The sequence below is a fragment of the Pseudoalteromonas sp. SG43-3 genome (assembly GCF_014164385.1).
GTDB lineage: Bacteria > Pseudomonadota > Gammaproteobacteria > Enterobacterales > Alteromonadaceae > Pseudoalteromonas > Pseudoalteromonas distincta.
Window position 1 is genome coordinate 27,165 of the sequence record NZ_JACJFC010000004.1, and the last position, 19,870, is coordinate 47,034.

The 19,870-nt window shown below is 41.0% G+C and carries 15 protein-coding genes; 9 read left to right on the plus strand and 6 right to left on the minus strand.

Translation table 11 applies throughout. From position 1 onward, the window contains the following. Positions 1–23 precede the first annotated feature (23 nt). The 7 genes from prpB (at position 24) to H5157_RS04640 (ending at position 12,576) form a co-directional block, all read left to right on the plus strand. Entirely contained in the window at positions 24–902 is an 879-nt protein-coding gene (gene prpB / locus H5157_RS04610; RefSeq protein ID WP_002962361.1) for a methylisocitrate lyase, read from the plus strand. Between the two features lie 47 nt (positions 903–949). Further along, positions 950–2,074 carry a 2-methylcitrate synthase gene (gene prpC, locus H5157_RS04615; protein ID WP_002961600.1) on the plus strand — a complete coding sequence of 375 codons (1,125 nt, stop codon included), beginning with the start codon at positions 950–952 and terminating at the stop codon, positions 2,072–2,074. Between the two features lie 130 nt (positions 2,075–2,204). Continuing rightward, positions 2,205–4,814 (plus strand): Fe/S-dependent 2-methylisocitrate dehydratase AcnD, encoded by a 2,610-nt coding sequence (gene acnD / locus H5157_RS04620; RefSeq protein ID WP_182724264.1) that lies wholly within the window; start codon positions 2,205–2,207, stop codon positions 4,812–4,814. Positions 4,815–4,825: 11 nt separating this feature from the next. After that, positions 4,826–5,992 (plus strand): 2-methylaconitate cis-trans isomerase PrpF, encoded by a 1,167-nt coding sequence (gene prpF, locus H5157_RS04625; protein WP_182724265.1) that lies wholly within the window; start codon positions 4,826–4,828, stop codon positions 5,990–5,992. A gap of 501 nt (positions 5,993–6,493) precedes the next feature. Further along, positions 6,494–9,532: a hypothetical protein gene (locus tag H5157_RS04630; RefSeq protein ID WP_182724266.1), complete on the plus strand. Its 3,039-nt coding sequence runs from the start codon at positions 6,494–6,496 to the stop codon at positions 9,530–9,532. A gap of 62 nt (positions 9,533–9,594) precedes the next feature. After that, on the plus strand, positions 9,595–10,686 hold the full coding sequence (locus H5157_RS04635) for a hypothetical protein (RefSeq protein WP_039489982.1): 1,092 nt from the start codon (positions 9,595–9,597) through the stop codon (positions 10,684–10,686). A gap of 9 nt (positions 10,687–10,695) precedes the next feature. Continuing rightward, the gene (locus tag H5157_RS04640) at positions 10,696–12,576 is read left to right on the plus strand and encodes a hypothetical protein (protein ID WP_182724267.1); all 1,881 of its coding nucleotides are present in this window, start codon (positions 10,696–10,698) and stop codon (positions 12,574–12,576) included. 134 nt (positions 12,577–12,710) lie between these two features. Here the strand turns inward: H5157_RS04640 and H5157_RS04645 are convergent, their stop codons facing one another. Both H5157_RS04645 and H5157_RS04650 read right to left on the minus strand, forming a co-directional pair. After that, positions 12,711–13,352, minus strand: a complete 642-nt coding sequence (locus tag H5157_RS04645) for a CPBP family intramembrane glutamic endopeptidase (protein WP_002961594.1) — start codon at positions 13,350–13,352, stop codon at positions 12,711–12,713. A 66-nt stretch (positions 13,353–13,418) separates the two neighbouring features. After that, entirely contained in the window at positions 13,419–13,994 is a 576-nt protein-coding gene (locus H5157_RS04650; RefSeq protein ID WP_033028426.1) for an inner membrane-spanning protein YciB, read from the minus strand. Positions 13,995–14,185: 191 nt separating this feature from the next. Between H5157_RS04650 and H5157_RS04655 the strand changes: the two genes are divergently transcribed. Beyond that, the gene (locus H5157_RS04655) at positions 14,186–14,455 is read left to right on the plus strand and encodes an HU family DNA-binding protein (RefSeq protein WP_007375441.1); all 270 of its coding nucleotides are present in this window, start codon (positions 14,186–14,188) and stop codon (positions 14,453–14,455) included. A 358-nt stretch (positions 14,456–14,813) separates the two neighbouring features. Further along, positions 14,814–15,392, plus strand: coding sequence for a type 1 glutamine amidotransferase domain-containing protein (locus tag H5157_RS04660; protein ID WP_182724268.1), 579 nt, complete (start codon positions 14,814–14,816; stop codon positions 15,390–15,392). A gap of 64 nt (positions 15,393–15,456) precedes the next feature. On the opposite strand, the gene trpA is transcribed toward H5157_RS04660, so the two are convergent. The 4 genes from trpA to trpD are packed head-to-tail and all read right to left on the minus strand — an operon-like array spanning position 15,457 to position 19,867. Then, positions 15,457–16,278: a tryptophan synthase subunit alpha gene (gene trpA / locus H5157_RS04665; RefSeq protein ID WP_024595006.1), complete on the minus strand. Its 822-nt coding sequence runs from the start codon at positions 16,276–16,278 to the stop codon at positions 15,457–15,459. Beyond that, entirely contained in the window at positions 16,275–17,459 is a 1,185-nt protein-coding gene (gene trpB, locus H5157_RS04670) for a tryptophan synthase subunit beta (RefSeq protein ID WP_002961582.1), read from the minus strand. Before trpB ends, trpA begins: the two co-directional genes overlap by 4 nt. A 7-nt stretch (positions 17,460–17,466) precedes the next feature. Further along, positions 17,467–18,831 carry a bifunctional indole-3-glycerol-phosphate synthase TrpC/phosphoribosylanthranilate isomerase TrpF gene (gene trpCF, locus H5157_RS04675; protein WP_002961581.1) on the minus strand — a complete coding sequence of 455 codons (1,365 nt, stop codon included), beginning with the start codon at positions 18,829–18,831 and terminating at the stop codon, positions 17,467–17,469. Further along, positions 18,824–19,867 (minus strand): anthranilate phosphoribosyltransferase, encoded by a 1,044-nt coding sequence (gene trpD / locus H5157_RS04680; protein WP_182724269.1) that lies wholly within the window; start codon positions 19,865–19,867, stop codon positions 18,824–18,826. The genes trpCF and trpD overlap by 8 nt, the downstream gene beginning before the upstream one ends. Positions 19,868–19,870: the final 3 nt, after the last annotated feature.

Below are 19,870 nucleotides of genomic sequence, written 5' to 3' on the forward strand. Positions count from 1 at the left end.
CCGTTCAAAGTGAGGAGAAAGTAATGTCAGCAGGATTAAAATTTAAACACGCTATTGCCAATAACCGCCCGTTACAAGTGGTAGGTACTATTAACGCCTACACAGCGATGATGGCTGAAAAAATGGGTCACCAAGCTATTTACCTCTCAGGTGCCGGTGTTGCAAACGCCTCGTTTGGTATGCCTGATTTGGGTATGACGAGCCTTGATAACGTGCTTGAAGATATTCGCCGTATTACAGGTGCTAGCGATTTACCACTACTTGTTGATGCTGATACCGGTTGGGGTGGGGCGTTTAACATTGCACGCACAGTAAAAGAAATGACTAAAGCGGGTGCGGCGGGTTTTCATATAGAAGACCAAGTAGCGCAAAAGCGCTGTGGTCATCGCCCTAATAAAGAAATTGTAAGCCAAGGTGAAATGGTTGACCGCATTAAAGCGGCGGTTGATGCAAAAACCGATAGCGATTTTTATATTATGGCTCGTACCGATGCATTTCAAAAAGAAGGTTTAAACGCCGCGATAGACCGTGCAGCTGCCTGTGTTGAAGCCGGTGCTGACGCTATTTTTGCAGAAGCCGTACACGACCTTGCTGATTACCAAGCATTTGCAAAAGCGATTAACGTTCCAATTTTGGCAAACATTACTGAGTTTGGCCAAACACCTATTTACACAAAAGAGCAGCTAAGCGATGTAGGCGTTGAAATGGTGCTTTACCCACTCAGTGCATTTAGAGCCATGAATAAAGCAGCGCTAAACGTGTATTCAGCAATTTTAAATGAAGGCTCGCAACAAAGCCAAATTGAAAATATGCAAACGCGTTCTGAGCTTTACGACTTTTTAGATTACCACACGTACGAGAACACACTCGACACCCTTTTTTCATCAAAATCTGACAAATAATAATTATTAAAAAATAAAATCACACAAATTTAAGATAGGAGAAGATCATGGTTGATAAAGCATTAGGCGGCGCGGGTTTACGCGGACAAGTGGCTGGTCAAACAGCATTGTGTACTGTCGGACAAAGTGGTTCTGGCTTAACGTATTGTGGTTACGATATTAGCGAACTTGCCGAAAAAGCGCAGTTTGAAGAAGTGTCTTTTTTACTTTCACGTGGTGAGTTACCAACCACAAGCGAATTGGCAGAATATAAAGCAAAACTAAAAAGTTTACGCGGCTTACCTGATGCGCTTAAAACCGTGCTTGAAAATATTCCTAAAGACGCGCACCCAATGGATGTAATGCGCACGGGTTGCTCAATGTTGGGTAACCTTGAAATGGAACTTGATTTTAGCCAAGCTAATGATGCAATCGACCGTATGGTTGCTGTGTTCCCAAGTATTATTTGTTACTGGTACCGCTTTACACACGATGGCGTACGCATTGAAACACAAACTGATGACGACTCAGTTGGCGCACATTTTTTAAATTTATTACACGACAAAGCACCTAGTGAATTGTTTGCACAGGTAATGAATGTATCACTAATTTTGTACGCAGAGCACGAGTTTAACGCCTCTACTTTTACAGGGCGTGTGTGTGCATCAACGCTTTCTGATATTCATTCTTGCGTAACTGGTGCGATTGGTACGCTGCGTGGTCCATTACATGGTGGTGCTAACGAAGCGGCAATGGATATGATTCAAGGTTTTACAAGCGCTGAACATGCTGAGAAAGAAATTATGGGCATGCTTGAACGTAAAGACAAAATAATGGGTTTTGGTCATGCGATTTATCGCGAATCTGATCCACGTAATGTAATTATTAAAAAATGGTCTGAAAAACTAGCGGCAGAGGTAGGCGATACAGTGCTTTACCCTGTGTCTGTTCGTTGTGAAGAGATTATGTGGCGCGAGAAAAAACTGTTTTGTAATGCCGATTTTTTCCATGCATCTGCTTATCACTTTATGGATATTCCGACTAAATTATTTACGCCAATATTTGTAATGAGCCGCGTTACTGGTTGGACTGCACATGTAAAAGAGCAGCGCGCTAACAACCGTATTATTCGCCCAAGTGCCGATTACACAGGCCCTGATGCACGTAGTTACACACCAATAGAGTCACGTTAAAAAAATGGGTGAGCACGCATGTGCTCACTTTTTTATTGCACATAGCCATTAGCGAGTAGTTTTTCTCAAACTTTTTATTAAACACGCTAGCTGTGAGCAAACACCGTCACCAAATTAGCGAATTCTTACCATGACCATAATTAATAACACCCAATACCGTAAACCTTTACCTGGCTCAAATATCGACTATTACGATACGCAAGAAGCCGTAGATGCAATTAAGCCAGGTGCATACGCCACTCTACCTTATACATCGCGTGTATTTGCCGAAAACCTAGTACGCCGATGCGACCCTGCTATGTTAACCGATGCACTTAACCAGCTAATTGAGCGAAAGCAAGACTTGGATTTTCCGTGGTATCCGGCGCGCGTGGTCTGCCACGATATTTTAGGGCAAACAGCGCTTGTTGATTTAGCAGGTTTGCGTGATGCAATTGCAGCCAAAGGCGGCGATCCGGCAAAAGTGAACCCTGTGGTACCCACGCAGTTAATAGTGGATCATTCGTTAGCGGTAGAGCATGCCGGTTTTGATCCTGATGCATTTGAAAAAAACCGCGCCATTGAAGATAGACGAAATGATGACCGTTTTCACTTTATAAACTGGACAAAAACTGCGTTTAAAAATATTGACGTTATTCCACCGGGTAACGGCATTATGCATCAAATTAACCTTGAAAAAATGTCGCCGGTTATTCAAAACCGAGATGGCATTGCATTCCCAGATACTTTAGTTGGCACCGACAGCCACACGCCACATGTTGATGCGCTAGGTGTTATTGCTGTGGGTGTAGGCGGGCTTGAAGCTGAAAGCGTTATGCTTGGCCGTGCTTCATATATTCGCTTGCCTGATATTGTTGGTGTTGAGCTAACAGGTAAGCGCCAACCCGGTATTACCGCTACCGATATTGTGTTGGCCATTACTGAATTTTTACGCGAACAACGTGTTGTATCTACTTATTTAGAGTTTTACGGTGAAGGTGCCGACGCGCTTACACTTGGCGACAGAGCAACCATTTCAAACATGACGCCTGAATTTGGCGCAACTGCCGCCATGTTTTATATCGATGATAAAACAATAGATTATTTGCGTTTAACAGGGCGTGAAGAAGAACAAATTGCCCTTGTAGAAAACTACGCAAAAACAGCAGGCCTTTGGAGCGATAGCTTAAAAACCGCAAAATACGAACGTGTACTTAAGTTTGATTTATCAAGCGTGGGACGCAATATTGCAGGTCCATCTAATCCGCACCGCCGTGTATCGACAAGCGATTTAGCTAAAGAAGGTATTTCGGGCGTTGTTGAAAATGAAGAAGGCTTAATGCCAGACGGCGCATGTATTATTGCCGCTATTACTAGTTGTACCAATACCAGTAATCCACGCAATGTAATTGCTGCAGCACTCCTTGCCCGTAACGCAAATGCTAAGGGTTTAATGCGCAAACCTTGGGTTAAAACTTCATTAGCACCAGGCTCAAAAGCAGTGCAATCATACCTTGAAGATGCAAACCTACTAACAGAGCTTGAGCAACTTGGCTTTGGCATTGTTGGTTTTGCTTGTACAACGTGTAACGGTATGAGCGGGGCGCTTGACCCTGAGATTCAAAAAGAAGTAATTGAACGTGATTTATACGCAACGGCTGTACTTTCTGGCAATCGTAACTTTGATGGGCGCATTCATCCTTATGCTAAGCAAGCATTTTTAGCGTCACCTCCTTTAGTTGTTGCGTACGCTATTGCAGGTACTATTCGCTTTGATATTGAAAAAGGGATACTAGGGCAAGATCAACAAGGCAACGATATTACGCTTAAAGATTTATGGCCATCAGATGAAGAGATTGATGCGGTTATTAAGCAAAGTGTTAAGCCTGAGCAATTTAGAAAAGTATACGAGCCGATGTTTAATTTAACCGTAGATTACGGTGAAGATAACGACCCACTTTACGATTGGCGCCCAGAAAGCACCTACATTCGTCGCCCTCCTTATTGGGAAGGTGCACTTGCGGGTGAGCGCACTATGACCGGTATGCGCGCGCTTGCAGTACTTGGCGATAACATTACAACGGATCATTTATCGCCATCAAACGCAATTATGGCAAGTAGTGCTGCTGGCGAATACCTGACCAAAATGAACGTGCCAGAGGAAGACTACAACTCGTATGCAACGCACCGGGGCGATCATTTAACAGCGCAGCGCGCAACATTTGCAAACCCAAAACTACTTAATGAAATGGTACTGGACGAAAACGGCGACGTTAAACAAGGTTCTTACGCTCGCCTAGAGCCACAAGGCACTAATACCCGTATGTGGGAAGCAATCGAAGCCTACATGGAGCGTAAACAGCCGCTTATTATCGTAGCCGGTGCCGATTACGGTCAAGGTTCGTCGCGCGATTGGGCTGCAAAAGGCGTAAGGCTTGCAGGCGTTGAAGTAATCGCAGCTGAGGGCTTTGAGCGTATTCACCGTACTAACTTAATTGGTATGGGGGTTTTACCGCTTGAGTTTAAAGCAGGCACAACGCGTAAAACCCTAAAGCTGGATGGCAGTGAAACGTACGATGTAACGGGCGATTTAAAACCAGGTGCTACCGTTAATTTAAGTATTACCCGTAAAGACGGTGAAGTGCTTACTGTGCCTATGAAGTGCCGTATCGATACCCAAGAAGAGCTTTCTATTTACGCGGCTGGTGGTGTGTTACAACGCTTTGCTCAAGACTTTTTAGAAGCAACGCAATCTGCATAAGGGCAAACACTATGTTTAAACCGCAAATTAAAGTGCCTGCAACCTATATGCGTGGCGGCACCAGTAAAGGTGTATTTTTTAATTTAACTGATTTGCCAAAGCCTGCTCAAGTAGCAGGCGAGGCGCGCGACAATTTATTACTGCGTGTTATTGGCAGCCCCGATCCGTATGCCAAACAAACGGATGGAATGGGCGGCGCTACATCAAGCACTAGTAAAACCGTAATCCTAAGTAAAAGTGAGCAAGCTGATCACGATGTTGATTACTTGTTTGGTCAAGTGGCGATAGATAAACCTTTTGTAGATTGGAGCGGTAACTGCGGCAACTTAACGTCAGCAGTGGGGGCTTTTGCTATTAGTAATGGTTTGGTTGATAAAAGCAGAGTACCTAATAACGGTGTTGCTATTGTGCGTGTGTGGCAGGCTAATATTAATAAAAGCATATTAGTGCATGTCCCTATGACCAATGGCGAAGTACAGGAAACCGGCGACTTTGAGCTCGATGGCGTTACATTTGCTGCAGCTGAAGTAAAACTTGAATTTATAGACCCGGCTGATGGCGATGGCGCGTTATTCCCAACAGGTAACGTAGTTGATGACTTAGAAGTACCAGGTGTTGGTACTTTAAAAGCTACGATGATAAATGCAGGTATTCCTACTGTATTTATTAACGCCGCTGATATTGGTTATACCGGCACAGAGCTGCAAGACGATATAAATAACGATGTTGCAGCGCTTAAAAAGCTTGAAACCATTCGCGCTTATGGCGCCGTTAAAATGGGCTTAATCACTGATATTAATGAAGCGCAAGCTCGCCAACATACACCAAAGGTTGCGTTTGTTGCAGCGCCTTTAGATTACACTGCATCTAGCGGTAAATTTATTGAGGCTGCCAACATTAACTTACTCGTGCGCGCAATGTCGATGGGTAAACTGCATCATGCCATGATGGGCACAGCCGCTGTAGCTATTGGCACTGCCGCAGCAATTGAAGGCACACTCGTAAATATAGCCGCTGGTGGCGGTGCATTGAGTGAAGTTAACTTTGGTCACCCGTCGGGCACGCTAAAAGTAGGTGCTGAGGCTAAAAATAATGCTGGCAACTGGCTAGTTACCAAAGCAAGTATGAGCCGAAGTGCACGTGTATTAATGGAAGGGGTTGTAAGAGTCCCTTACTAATCACTGGTGAAGTTAAACGCAACTAAACATTTATTTTAGTTAAGCAAACAAATTTTATAAACGTTTGCTTAGCTAAAGTAAAACCTACTCACACTCGTTAGAAATAATCCTTTTTCATTAATTTTTCGAATTATCGTCTTTTTTCGCTCTCATCCACCGCATTTACTTGAAGAATATAATTAACAAACTAGATTATATGTAATATTCATTTAATAAAGTGAATATATTGTATCAATATGTGCTGGTTCTTTATGAGTGTCTATAGGTTATTGAATAATAGAGATGCTGATAAAGAAGTAGCTCATAGAATAAAGATAAATACTTCTATAAAACGTATAAATATGTAGCATAACTATATAGCTTAATGGTATTTTTAATGTTCTAGTAACAAAAGTTATGATTGTGTACTTTTTTGATGCTTTTTGAATATAAAAGCTTACATAAATCACTATCAACTAAACTAATTTCTGATACTCATTCCAGGCTATCAAGGAGAAATAAATGGTAAAGCGTACGATCAAATTTACACCTATTGCAGCTTCAGTTGCACTTACATTAGGCTTAACAGCATGTGGTTCTGATAACGACAGAAATATTCCTGTTACACCTGTAGAATCTTTCACTGCAACGGGCGATGCACAATTTAACATTGAAGTAACAGGTAAAGCAGTTAAAGGTTCAATGAAAAGTGCAGTAGTAACTGTAATGACTTTAGATGCATCTGGTCAAAGCGTTCCTGTTGCATTTCGCTCAGCTGCTTCAGCAGAGGCTGAGTCTTTTTCTGAAGAAGCACTATCACAAGATGCTGCAGATGCAGCGGTAGAAGCAAGTAAAATTGCCGCTAACCCTGAAGTGCTAACTGATGAAAACGGTCGTTACAGCATCTACCTAGATGATGATTTTACTGGACCTGTTTACATTACTGTTAAAACGTCTGAAGAAGGCGATGATAGCTTTTTACGTTGTGATGCTTACGTAGGTTGTGGCACTTACGATGAAGCGCCAGAAGTTGACGACGAAAATGATGGCGATACTGATATTGAGTTTGGCGAATGGTACAAAACTGACCTAGAGCTTTCTGTTGTTAAGTTTATTCCAGCTGTTGAAGCAGATACATCTGGAGCGAGCGGTGCAGCTGGCGACGATAATGTTATAGGTTCTTATAAAGCTAATGTTACTTTTTTAACATCGTTAGTGGCGGGTCTTCTTCTTGACTCAGGTTCAAGTGTAGATGAAGACGCTATTGCTACAGCTAGCTTAAACACTGTTGTACAAGTAATGGGTCAAGACGCAGCACTTTTACTTTCTGCTATTATTGGCGATTTATCTAACGGCGGCGCTGTAGATTTAAGCAATGTTGATGGCGAAGAAGAACTTACTGACGGTATTTTAGCAATTGCACAGCTTTCATCTTCAATTCAAGGTTTACCTTCAATTGGTGATGTAATGAGCAGCATTAAAGCTGGTATTAAATCAGGCCAGTTTAAAGGTAATACTGACGCTGGCATTGCTGCAATAGCTACAATGTTACAAACAGCAATTACAAATACTGCAAACATTTTTGTTGCTGTAGCAACGGGTGATGAAACTGCAATTGAAAACGCTTTAAAAGCGGCATTCTCTATTAACAACCCTAATGCAACACAAGCACAAATTGATGCGTTTGCCGCTAATTCAGTAGGTATTGCTAAAAAAGCAAAAGCAGCTAAAGACAAAGCTGTTAAAAATGGTGCAGCAACTGATGCCGGCCTTGCAGCCGCTGCAGTAAAAGTTAAAAAAGCACTAGAAGTAATTGGTTGTACTGGTGCAGAGTGTACAGTTGGAGATGATTTTTATACAGCTCTAGCAGCTGCTTTAACAGTAGAAGTTACAGCTTCACAGACTGCACTTACTGCATTAGAAATGGATATTGAAACAGCTCAAAGTTCACTTGCTGATGTTCAAGCAATGGGTGGCGATGCTCTTACAGCTGATAACGCAGCTGCATTTGTAAGCGCTGTAACATTACTGAAAAATGAAGCTGCTACTGCTGGTTTAACAGCTAAAGCGGGTTCTATTTTTGTTAAATCACAAGGTTATGTAACTGCTGCAAAAGCGTTAGTTACTCAAAGCTCTGATTACCAACAGATTCTTGATTCTGCAACGTCTTTACAAACAGACGCAGGTGTTGCTGTAACTGACACCGTTGCATACGACGCTGCATTAGCTGCACTAGTAGCGGAAGCAGAAGCAGCGATTGAAACGTTTGATATTGCTCTTGCTGCAGCAAAACTAGTTGCTGAAGACACTGCAGACGTCGCTGATGAGAAAAAATCAGCAGCAGACACAGCTGAAGCAGCTTCTACAAGCGCACTTGCTAACGCAGAAGGTGCAATGGTAGATACAGCCGCAAACGCAACTGAAGCTCTTGAGCTTGCTATGACTGCTGTTACTGCTGCGTCTGATTTTGCTGCTGCTGTTGATGCACTTGAAATTGCTATTGAGCAAGCACTTGTTGCTGCTAATGCTTACCTAGACCTTGAAGGCGAAGGCGCACAAGCAATGATTGATGCGCTTACAGCTATGCAAACAGCTGCTGTAGCTCAAGGTGAACTAGCTAGCGACCAATTTGTAACAGCTTATAACCTACAACTTGTTGCTGAATCGGCGGTTGCTAAACTTGAAGTACTAACTTCTGTTAAAGCTACATCAGAGTCATTATCGACTATGACTGTCCTTACTAACACTGGCGGTCAAGCGGTTATCGATGCAGCAGATGTTCTTGCTGACGTAATTGATGAATTAGCTGAAATGGGTAACTCAGGTGAAGGTACTTCTACTCGTCAACCTGATTGGTCATATAACTATGACTTAGATGCGTTAGTTTTAGAATTAGAGAACGAAACCACCGGTGAAATGATCAGTGCTTCAGCTTCTTACCAAGGCGAGCAATTAGTAGTTGCTTGGGGCGCTACATTAATGGGTGAAAATGACGAAACTGTTTCACTTGTTACGGGTGAAAGTCGTACTGCAGCTCTAGAAGAGTGTGAACTGTTTGCTGACGGTACAATTATTGATCCTACTCAAATTGATTCATGTTTAATATTCACATTTGATGGTGCAGTTGATAAAAACACAGTTGATGACGCTGAAATCGTTAACACTGAAGCTTGGAACCATGTTGAAATTATGGACGGTGATTCTGGTTTCACTGGTATGCTAAACCTTACTGCAACTGAAGAATCAGATTCTTCAAGTATTACACTTGAAGGTATGTCTGGCGACTTAGACTTTAAAGTAATGGGTATGGTTGACAGTAGTGGTGATGAAGATGAAAGTACATTAGAAGTTATGGTTAAAGGTGACGCAGCAATGGGTTACACATTATCTCTAACTGGTATGGAATCTACAGGTTACACTGGTGATGTTAAAGCTATGTACAATGGCGAAATGATGTCATTTGGTACTGCTTCTAAAGTTACTAACGGTGTATCTATCACTTACATAGATGGTGATGTAGTGCCTTACACTGATGTTGATTTAATTGATTCATCTAAGTAATATTTAAACTATAAAAGGGGAAAGCAGCGCTTTTCCCTTTTTTTATAGAAAGCGATTAAATTATGAAAAAAAAAATTCTCTTGTTAGGATTTTCAACAGCTTTTATTTCTCCTCTTGCTTCCGCAGATAACCAATTTCAAATATTTACTCATTTTGACGCAGAAATTTATACTGAAGCACAACCAGTACAAGCCTTTGTAGATGATTTTGATGCACCATTAAAATCGGGTGACAGTGCATTTACCTATAATATTTTTGAAGTGGGTGTTGGCTACGGTAATTTTAAAGTGGGTTTACAAAGTCGTTATGACTATGTTCTTAACTTTGATCCTGATACAGCTAAATATACTCATACCGAAAAGAATGATTTAGAGTTTGAAGATAGATTTTATACCTATTACCTCGATGCTAAACAAGCAACGTCTAATGGTGTATTCGTATCTTATGATTTTAAATTTTTAGATAAAAATGCATTAACAATAACACCTAAGCTTTCTGTTTTTGCCAGCTCACACTATCAAGATGCCACTGTAAATGGTGAGATTTTTAGTGATGAAGTTGAAGGTGCTGTAACTGTCGATTACAACTTTTCAAAAGATATTTTATTTAAAGAATTTACACCTTCACAAAAGCCTGAAGGGCTAGGCTATAGCCTAGATATTTTTGCCGATTGGCAAGTAAATGATGAGCTTAAAGTTGGTTTTAGCGTAAAAGATTTGCTCTATAAAACACAGTACGAAGACAGCGGCTCTGTAAAGGGTCAAACGACTGAAATTCCATTTAGCGAAGATGATAACGGCGATATTATTACTCAGCCAACAGTTTCATTAAAAACATCTGCATTTGGAAATACGGTATCTCATGATTTCGAAATGGAAATGCGACTACAAGCATTTGCCGATTACAGAATAAACGACCGATTTTCGACTCAGTTAACTTTAAAACGTTACGATAAAGACACGTTTAGCCAATTAAAAGGCCGTATTCACTTTTGGGATCATTGGCGAGTACAAGCAGGCTACGAAACAAAAAGCGAAGCATTTTTAGTTGGTATAGAAAACGAATATTTTGGTCTTAATTTACAAACTGATAGCCTAGATTTAGATAAAGCCTATTATGCGAATGTGAATTGGTACGTGAACATTAAGTTTTAAGGAATGAAGATGTTAAAACAAATTATACCTTTAGGGGTCGCTATTGCATTGGCAGGTTGTGGTTCTTCATCAGACAGTGACAGTTCAGAATCTGTTGCAGTGAGTGAAATTGCTACATCTTCTTCTGTGAGTTTTTATGTATCTAATTGGCAATCACCACAGGGCACGCTTAATGTTTTAGATAGCGATGGGGTGGTGCAAGAATCTATTGAAGTCGAAAATATCAATACTGCGAGTGTAAATGTAACTCCACTTACTTTTAATAGTTTTGAGTTTATACCTAGCGATACAGCTCTACCTTGTCCGAGATTTACAGGGTGTGGCAGAACTGTGCGTGGTGATGTAAATGACTTAAACGCAAACCGGTTAATCGACTACCAAGAATTGACAACCGTTACCCTTAATTACAAAGCGGATGCATTTAGTGCACCGGGTGTAAATAAGGTTTATTTATCGCCATTGAGTAAAGCAATTACAGAAGAAGGCTTTAGTGCTACACAGGCGAGTTTATCAGCCACGCCTTTTTATCATTTAACGCACAGTAATTTAAATGCAAGTGTTGAAGCAGAAATGGTGACAAATGCCTTCACCTACGCGGCAATTTTAGCTGGTGTTGCTAATAGTTCGTTTAGTGTTGAAAGTGCTTTTAATGCATTTACTAACTTGGAGACTGACCAGCAAGCATGGCAAGATTACAGCGACTTAGCAGCGCAGTATGTTACAGACAACTTATTTAGCGACCAAGGTAATGCTTTGCTGAAAAATGTAGCTGGTCAAGTTAAGCAAACGATTGCAAGTGTAACTACATTTGCAAATTGGCAGGCTCGCTCAGCAGAAGTGCAAAGCTTAGACTCAAGAGAGTTACTTGTTGATACGCGAAATATAATTGGTGTTGCAAGACTTCAAGAAAAAAGCTATTCAGATGAATTAGACGCAAAATTTACTGAGCTTGAAGGTGCGTTTGATGAAGATACACAAAGAACCCTTGATGCACTTAGTAATGCTTTAAACGAAGTTATCACAAATTATTCACCACTAGCTGATGGCTCTACACCATCAGGGCAATATAAGCTTCGTGATTTAGATATTGATTACAACCAATCACCTTATACTTGGGCTATTACTGGCACATATGATGAGTTACCTATAACCATTGATTTATCAATTCCAACTTTCAGAGTAAGTGGTGTATTAGGTAATAAAATCGAAGGTGTAATGAGCGCAACGGTCACAAATGGTACTACGGTATTAAGTGTGGATGTAAGTGAGTTGCTGATTGAGTTTGATGGCATAGATGCTCAAAGTGAATTAAACCCAGAAGTCGATACGGGTATTACACAGGTAACCACCAACGTAATTATCAATAAAGCCGCGGGTAAACTCGAAGGTGATTTATCAGTAAACTTAAATCGTTTTGTTAATTCACTAGGTGAGGAGTCAACCACGTTATCTACTTTTGATTTTAATGGTGATTACGTAAGCGACATTCAAAACACTGCATTTCATATCACAGCAGTAGAGGCTTCGCCTTTTGTTGGTGAAGATAATGACGATTTAGCATTTACTTTTGAATTAGATTTTCCTTTAAGTGGTGCAAGCGATTTTAAGTTTGCTTACGTGGGCGATGTTGAAAACTTATCAGAACTTACCTCTACAGATATATTTGTTAGCATAAAAAATCGTGCGTTAGATTTACGTATTCGTGATGTTAGTGGCAACATTAATCTAATAGCGAAAGGCGAAAATGGACGTTGGTTAGATGTAAAGCAAAAGGGCCGTAATTACAGTGGCGGTTTATATTTTGGAGATACTAAACTAGCTGATGTTACTGCAGTGCGTGGTATTCCTGGTGTTTTATTTCCAAATGGTGAGTTTGAGTCGTTATTTTAACCATTAGATTAAATATTTAAAAACTCAGCATATGCCTTACAGCTCAGCGTTTTTTGCGATGAGTGAAGTGTTTTTATAACTATTCGAAATCCGATATTAGTTTTCTAGTATCGGATTTTTTAATGTTTGTTATATTAGTTAAATGCGCCTGAATCGAGGTAGCTGCCAATCCCGAGTGTAAACATCCATAGCCCCCATAAGCTGTGTTCAATAACACACACGACCGTTGAGCGGCTTTGTGCGTAGGTATACGCAAACAGTAAACCGCCCAAAAAGGCTAAGGCTACTGCAATCCAATTTGCATACACAATATGCGCCAGCGCAAATACACTCGCACTGACTACAATACGCACTGCTTTTTTTGGCATGATGCGTTTATAACGATGAAAAAAATACGTTCTGAATATTAATTCTTGAGGAATAACCGACAGTATTGGATACAGCACCAATAGTAAAAGCCAATCATTAAATGAGTTACGGGGAAGGGTAAACCAGTTTCCTTGATGAATAATCCCGTAAAACATACCCGAAAACAGCGCACCTAAAAAAAAGAAGCTAAACACACGCCTTTTAACAGCAGAAAATTGCCCAAGGCTTGTGAGTCTAAACCGTTTAAAATGGGGATCGCCTAGTAGCAACATACAACACACACTCATAAGTATAATAAGCGCAGGGATAAGCCAATTAGCTAAATGCTCGCGTAATCCAAAACCCAACAAGGGCAGCAATATAAAAATGAGGGTAAATTCAAACCAGCGGTATTGGTTAGCGTTCAAGGTCGTCTCAACTTGCTTTTTTTAATAAGCTAACAAGCTAAGACGACACTTTTATGACGAGGGGGCTTACTTTGCTGTTTCCTCTTCATCAGGGAGGTATTTGTACAAGGCAATAATGGTGGCAAAAATGCTTACAAAAGTAATACCCATTAAACCAAACACTTTAAAGTTAACCCAAAAATCGAGCGAAAAATTGTATGCAATATAAATGTTTAGTGCCGCTATACCAGCAGTTATAACAACCCACATTAAGTTAAGCTTATCCCATAATGGTTCTGGGACAACAATGGCTTGTTTTGTATCATTAGCGTTTTCGAGGATTGAGCTAAGCGCTTTTTTAACGAGATTTTTATTAAGTACATAACGGCTAACAAGTAACGTTAAACTTAAACCTGCATATATCAGTGTTGCTTTCCATTTAATGTATTGCTCATCATGAAGTACCAGCGTTAGCGTACCAAACACGGCAGCAATGCCAAAAAATATCCAATGACGAGTAGGTACATTGCCATGTTTAAAGTAGCTATAAGCAACTTGAATAAGCGTAGTGGCCATTAATAAACCGGTTGCCCAATAAATATCGACGAGTTTAAACACTGCAAAAAACAGTATGAGTGGAATGTATTCAATTAATGCGTGCATATACTACCTAAATTATACAAAAAAGAGTCAAAGGCTTTTTACCACATAAAGCTTAGCAACTACAAGGTTGACTTGTTGCCCTGTAACCCTTAGCCTGCGTGGCTTTATTACCAATTTGGTTTGGTATTTTTCATATCATCATATTCCCACGCTTAACCAACACTGATTTGGCGTGTATTTAGGAGCCTAAAATGAATAAAGCAGAACTCGTTGCTGCCATTGCACACAAAAGTGAATTAACAAAAAAAGATTCTCAAGCGGCACTTTCAAGCTTGCAAAAAGTCATTACTAAATCGCTTTCTGAGGGCGATCAAGTTCAAATTAATGGCTTTGGTACCTTTGCACTAAGTTATTACCCAGCGCGTACTGGGCGTAACCCACAAACAGGGGCTGCAATTGAAATAGAAGGCGCAAATAAAGCGGTTTTTAAACCTGCTAAGGCGTTAAAAGATCTGCTTTAAATAGCATTACTTAGCTTGGTCGTTGATTGAGCTTTGCGTGGAGTTATTAAACATAAAATTATGGGCTTTACCCATCACGCCAACAAGTTGTGCGTCTACAAAATAAACATAATGGCGAGCGTTAGTTGTAGGCGTTGGGCTTGCTCACGCGAGAAGCGAAGCTTCTGTATTTAAATCACCAAGTAGCAAAGCTATGTCTGATCTATGTAGTTTTTTCATCCCTTCTAAATGATTTACATGGCATTATAAATCCTACTTAAATTAACTCCTTTATTTTCAATTGCTTGTTGTCGGCACGCATCGTGCTTTTTTGATTGTGTATTTTAAATATACCTTTTAAGAAAATAAGGAGATCTCAATGAGTACATTACAAACAAGCACACGTTTACAAGGCAAAAAAATCGCAATTTTAGCCACTGATGGGTTTGAGCAAAGTGAGCTTTTATCTCCACGCAGCGCATTACTTGATGCTGGTGCAAACATCGAAATAGTATCAATTAAAGAAGGCCCAATTACTGGCTGGGATGAAGACAAGTGGGGCGATAAAGTAACAGTAGATAAACTAGTTACAAACGCGGATCCTGCTGATTACGACGCGCTTATGCTTCCTGGTGGTTTATTTAATCCAGACAGTTTACGCCAAGATAAAGATGCTAAAGCATTTATTGATGGCTTTTTTGGCGCAGAAAAAAACAAACCCGTTGCTGCTATTTGCCACGCACCGTGGTTATTAGCAGAAATTAATAAATTGCGCGACCGTACCATTACTTCTTTTCCTAGTATTAAAAGCGATTTAATTAATGCAGGTGCTAATTGGGTTGATCAAGAAGTATGTGTAGACCAAGGTTTGGTAACAAGCCGAAGCCCAGCTGATTTAGAAGCATTTAATGCTAAATTTATTGAAGAGATTTTAGAGGGTAAACACCAAGCTCACTAATTTGCTTTTAAAAAACAAAAAAGGGCATTTAATTGCCCTTTTTTAATGCGTAAATTTACACTTTTTATAATGCGGTTGCGGCTTTCATTTCACTAACAAATGCTTTTAACTGCGTTGTCATTGCGTCTAAATCGTTAAGGTTAGCTTCAATAATTTTAACTACAGCAGAGCCTGAAATAGCACCTGCTGCGCCTGCATTAAGAGCCGCTTTTACATCATCTGGCGTTGAAATACCAAATCCTAAAAGAGCAGGAGCTGCATGGTATTCTTTTAATTTAGTAACAATATTACCCGCTGGCATTTGTGCTTTAGTATCGGTACCGGTAACACCAGCGCGCGATAGTAAATACGTATAACCACGACCGTAAGAGGCGCATTGGCGAAGTGTGTCGTCATCCGCATTAGGAGTTGCAATAAAAATTGGGTCTACACCGTTATCCATTGCCGACTTTCTAAATATTTTAGATTCATGCAGAGGCACGTCAGCCACTAAAATAGAGTCTACACCTACCGCTTTTGCATCTTTATAAAATGCTTCTATGCCGCGCTTAAAAACAAGGTTTGAGTAAAGCAATAATCCAATTGGAATATCGGCGTTATACTCGCGTATCTCTTTAATAACATCAAAGCAATCTTGCGTGTTAATGTGCACATCAAGTGCGCGAATATTTGCTTTTTGAATTACAGGGCCATCCGCAATCGGGTCAGAAAACGGAATACCAAGCTCAAGTGCATCAGCGCCGCCGTCAATTAGGCTTTTAATAATCGCAACACTTTGCTCTTTACCTGGGTCGCCAATTGTTACAAATGGTACAAACGCACCTTGTTTTTTCTCGTTAAGCGCTGCAAACATTTTGCCGTAACGATCCGTTTTTACTTGGCTCATAGCTGACCTCTTTCAGATAGTACATTGTGAACGTGTGCTAAATCTTTATCGCCACGACCACTTAAATTAATAACTAAAACGCTTTCCTCGGTTTGCTCTTCTGCATACTTAAGTGCATAAGCAAGCGCATGACTTGATTCAAGCGCCGGAATGATCCCTTCGTTTTTAGCAAGTGATTGAAACGCATCAAGCGCTTCTGTATCAGTGATACCCACGTATTGCGCTCGACCGGTTTCGTGTAAAAATGCGTGCTGAGGACCAACCGCAGGGTAATCAAGACCCGCTGATACAGAGTAAGACTCTTCAATTTGGCCATCGTCGTTTTGCATAATGTACGTGTAAGTACCGTGTAATATACCTTTAGTGCCTTTACAAATTGTTGCACCGTGCTCATTTGTATCAAGCCCTTTCCCAGCAGGCTCAACACCAATTAATTTAACGCCTGGCTCGTCAATAAAGTCGGTGAACATACCAATTGCGTTTGAACCACCACCAACACAGGCAATTACAGCGTCAGGTAAACGACCTTCGGCTTTAAGTACTTGTTGTTTAGCTTCTTCACCAATAACTTTTTGATACTCACGTACAATTGTTGGGAATGGGTGAGGACCCGCAGCTGTGCCTAGTAGGTAGTGCGCGTCTTGATAATTAGCTGACCAGTCACGCAGGGCTTCATTTACTGCATCTTTTAATGTGCCAGAACCCGCTGTTACCGGAATAACCTCTGCGCCCATTAACTTCATTCTAAATACGTTTGGTTGCTGACGTTCAACGTCTTTTGCGCCCATATAAATTCGACATTTTAAACCCAGTAATGCACATGCAAGCGCGGTTGCAACACCGTGTTGACCGGCACCTGTTTCAGCAATTACTTGTTTTTTACCCATGCGCTTAGTAAGTAACGCTTGGCCAAGTACTTGGTTGGTTTTATGTGCGCCGCCGTGTAATAAGTCTTCACGCTTTAGATACAGTTTTACTTTTGGGTTTTTAACTAAATTGCGCGTTAAAGTAAGTGGGGTAGGACGACCCGCATACTCGTTTAATAATTTACTTAGCTCAGCCTGAAACTCAGGATCTTTTTGTGCTTTGTTAAATTCGTTTTCTAACTGCTTAAGCGCAGGGACAAGTAACTCGGGTACAAACATACCGCCAAACTCGCCAAAATAAGCTGGATTTTGCATTTTAACCTCAATAATTTCTGATGCTTGTAAAAGCATTATGTAATTTGTTAGGGCACTTTTTACCCGCAGATTCTTCAACGCCTGAGTTTAAATCAAGGCCTAAGGCACCTTTAAAAAGCGCATCTTTAATATTGTCTGGATTTAAGCCTCCAGCGAGCATAAACGGAGTGGTTGCATCATGAAGCACCGACCAATCAAATGCTTTACCAGTACCGCCAGCTTGTGTATCGCTGTGTGTATCGTAAAGGTGTCGGTCAACGCCATTTACAGGCGTTGGCAATGCATCTTTTATTGCTTGGGCTTTCCAAATCTCGCAGCCGGTAGGTAACTGTGTACGCAACTGAGCGATGTAATCGTCACTTTCTTGACCATGTAATTGAACTGCCGCCAATTTTAGCACACTTGCGTATTGAGCAACTTGATCAATTGGGGCATCTACAAACACACCCACAAAATTAAGCGGGGCACTTTGGCTAAGCTCTTTTGCGCAATCTAAATCAACATAGCGTGGCGATTTAGGATGAAAAATTAAACCCCCGTAAATAGCACCGTTTTGATATGCCGCTTGTGCATCTTTGGTACGTGTTAAACCACATACTTTATTGTCACCTAAAATAACACGGCGACATGCTTGCTCTAAATCACGCTCGCCCATAAGTGAGCTGCCAATTAAAAAACCATCGCATAATGGAGCTAAACGTTTTACGTCTTGATGGGTGTAAATACCCGATTCCGAAATAACCACTTTATCAGCCGGAATAAGTTTGCGTAGCTTTTCGGTAGTGGCTAAATCGGTGCTTAAATCGCGTAAATCACGGTTATTAATACCAATAATTTGTGCATCAAGCGCAAGTGCACGGTGTACTTCTTCTTCATTACTTACTTCGGTTAATACCGACATGTTCAGAGAATCGGCAACTGCGTGCAGTGCTTTATAGCTTTCGTCATCGAGTACTGAAAGCATCAGTAATATAGCGTCACCGCCATAAATACGCGCCATATACACTTGGTACTCATCTATAAAAAAGTCTTTACAGATAAGCGGTTGTTCTACTTGGCTGCGCACAAATTCAAGATAGTCAAAACTGCCTTGAAAATATTTAGCATCAGTTAACACGCTCATGCAGGTAGCGTATTTTTTATAAACCGATGTGATTTCGGTTAAATCAAATGGCTCTCTAATTAGCCCTTTTGAAGGCGATGCTTTTTTACACTCTAAAATAAACTGTGTGCCTGGGGCGGCTAATGCTTTGTAAAAACTACGGCTTGTAGGCACTGCAAGGTGTTTAAAGCTTTCAAGCGGGCGTGCGGCTTTACGCTCAATTAGTTCTAATTTTTTATCAGCAACAATTTTGTCTAATACATTAGCCATTACTTACCTCAATAATTGCATTTAGTGTGTTCATGGCTTGCCCTGAACTTAATAATGTTTGTACTTGCTTTGCCCCTTCTTTTAACGTTTCTGCTTTACCTGTTAGGTATAAAAGGGCAGCTACGTTAACCACAATGGCAGCATTATGTGCATCTGTGCCTTTGCCTTTGCCTTGTAAGATGGCAAGGCTAGCATTTGCGTTGTATTGTGGGCCTTCACCAGCGAGTTGTTCAAGTGAATAGTTTGCAAGGTCAAAGTCGCTTGGGTTTAGTGTGTACTGTGTAAGCTCGCCATTATTCAGCTCAACTACCGTTGTTGGACCGTGTAGAGCTATTTCGTCAGTGCCCGAGCCGTGAACAATCATAGCGCGCTTTGTGCCAAGGGTTTTAAGTGTTTGTGCCATTGGCATACATAACGCTTCGTTGTACACACCTAACAATTGCACATCAGGTGCTGCTGGGTTAGCAAGCGGGCCTAAAATATTAAAAATAGTGCGTGTTTTAAGCGCTGTACGCACGCCCATCGCATGGCGTACGCCACTGTGATAGTGCGGTGCAAACAAAAAGGTAAAATTGGTTTGCTCAAGGCATTTTGCTGCCTGCTCTGGGCTCATATCTATATTAATGCCCAGCGCTTTTAGTAAGTCGGCAGAGCCTGAATTACTCGATACACTGCGATTACCATGTTTTACCATGTTAATGCCGGCAGCAGCGGCAACTATGGCTGCTGTTGTGCTTATATTTATTGTGTTTGAACCATCGCCGCCAGTGCCACAGCTATCAGCAAGTTGTGTACTGCTGGTAGTAAAAGCAACAGCGTTTTCGCGCATTGAGGCTGCAGCACCTGCTATTTCATCGCTTACTTCGCCTTTAATTTTAAGGCTTATTAGTAGGGCGGTTAGCTCAATCTCGCTCATGTTACCTTGCATTATTTCATCAAACAGTGCTTTGGCGTCTGCATAGCTTAATGATTGCCCTGTAATTAGTTGTTCAATAGCGTGTTGAACATTTATGGGTTGTTCTGGTTGTGTACTCATAAT

Coding starts and splice junctions, on each gene's coding strand:
- prpB (WP_002962361.1), top strand. CDS start 24: ATGTCAGCAGGATTAAAATTTAAACACGCTATTGCCAATAACCGCCCG.
- prpC (WP_002961600.1), top strand. CDS start 950: ATGGTTGATAAAGCATTAGGCGGCGCGGGTTTACGCGGACAAGTGGCT.
- acnD (WP_182724264.1), top strand. CDS start 2,205: ATGACCATAATTAATAACACCCAATACCGTAAACCTTTACCTGGCTCA.
- prpF (WP_182724265.1), top strand. CDS start 4,826: ATGTTTAAACCGCAAATTAAAGTGCCTGCAACCTATATGCGTGGCGGC.
- H5157_RS04630 (WP_182724266.1), top strand. CDS start 6,494: ATGGTAAAGCGTACGATCAAATTTACACCTATTGCAGCTTCAGTTGCA.
- H5157_RS04635 (WP_039489982.1), top strand. CDS start 9,595: ATGAAAAAAAAAATTCTCTTGTTAGGATTTTCAACAGCTTTTATTTCT.
- H5157_RS04640 (WP_182724267.1), top strand. CDS start 10,696: ATGTTAAAACAAATTATACCTTTAGGGGTCGCTATTGCATTGGCAGGT.
- H5157_RS04650 (WP_033028426.1), bottom strand. CDS start 13,994: ATGCACGCATTAATTGAATACATTCCACTCATACTGTTTTTTGCAGTG.
- H5157_RS04655 (WP_007375441.1), top strand. CDS start 14,186: ATGAATAAAGCAGAACTCGTTGCTGCCATTGCACACAAAAGTGAATTA.
- H5157_RS04660 (WP_182724268.1), top strand. CDS start 14,814: ATGAGTACATTACAAACAAGCACACGTTTACAAGGCAAAAAAATCGCA.
- trpA (WP_024595006.1), bottom strand. CDS start 16,278: ATGAGCCAAGTAAAAACGGATCGTTACGGCAAAATGTTTGCAGCGCTT.
- trpB (WP_002961582.1), bottom strand. CDS start 17,459: ATGCAAAATCCAGCTTATTTTGGCGAGTTTGGCGGTATGTTTGTACCC.
- trpCF (WP_002961581.1), bottom strand. CDS start 18,831: ATGGCTAATGTATTAGACAAAATTGTTGCTGATAAAAAATTAGAACTA.
- trpD (WP_182724269.1), bottom strand. CDS start 19,867: ATGAGTACACAACCAGAACAACCCATAAATGTTCAACACGCTATTGAA.